This is a genomic window from Streptococcus suis, assembly GCF_016743335.1.
Classification (GTDB): domain Bacteria; phylum Bacillota; class Bacilli; order Lactobacillales; family Streptococcaceae; genus Streptococcus; species Streptococcus suis_Y.
Genome location: NZ_WCJE01000102.1, coordinates 1 through 728 on the forward strand (window position 1 = coordinate 1; position 728 = coordinate 728).

Sequence of the window (728 nt, forward strand, 5' to 3'; positions counted from 1 at the left end):
GTCAACGTTTGTGACACTTTTGGTGGTTTCAAACTGTCAAACTCCCGAGAAGCTTTAGTAATTTTCTACACTACACATTCTCGTTTTAAGACAACAAAAAACCAGCCTTGGGCAGCTGATTTTTTAGGAGATTTATGAAAAATTTTAGGATACACCTATAGTATACTCGAATTTTCAGATTCTTCATCGGTCTGCAGACCTATTTTGTTAAAAAATAAACATGTGCTATAATAGAGAAAATAAAAAAGGGGAGATTTTTTATGACAATCCGTAAAGCCAGACAATCTGATATTCCAGTTTTAAATGAATTATTACAAGATATTTTACAGGTGCATCACCAGGCACGACCAGATATTTTTAAAAGTGCAGGTCAAAAATTTTCTGAGGCTGAATTAGTAGCACTTTTGGAAAATCCAGATAAGCCCATTTTTGTCTTTGAGTTAGAGGGACAAGTGGTTGGGCATCTTTTTTGTGAATTATCTACCGCAACAGGCGATGTTTTAGAACCAGTTAAAACCTTGTTTATTGATGATTTGTGTGTAGCCAATTCTGCGCGTGGTCAAAGAATTGGCGAGCAGCTTTATGAATTTGCTCTTTCCTATGCTAAGGAGCAGGGGTGCCACAATCTTACCTTGGATGTATGGGCTGACAATGCAGGAGCTGTCCGTTTTTATGAACGCCAAGGAATGAAACCACAAAAGTTCCGTATGGAGCAAATAATAAATTAA

1 protein-coding gene is annotated in these 728 nt (G+C 37.0%); it reads left to right on the forward strand.

Features of this window, described 5'->3' with window-relative positions; all coding sequences use genetic code 11:
- Positions 1-260: 260 nt before the first annotated feature.
- Positions 261-728, forward strand: coding sequence for a GNAT family N-acetyltransferase (locus F9856_RS12040; RefSeq protein WP_044767244.1), 468 nt, complete (start codon positions 261-263; stop codon positions 726-728).

Coding starts and splice junctions, on each gene's coding strand:
- F9856_RS12040 (WP_044767244.1), top strand. CDS start 261: ATGACAATCCGTAAAGCCAGACAATCTGATATTCCAGTTTTAAATGAA.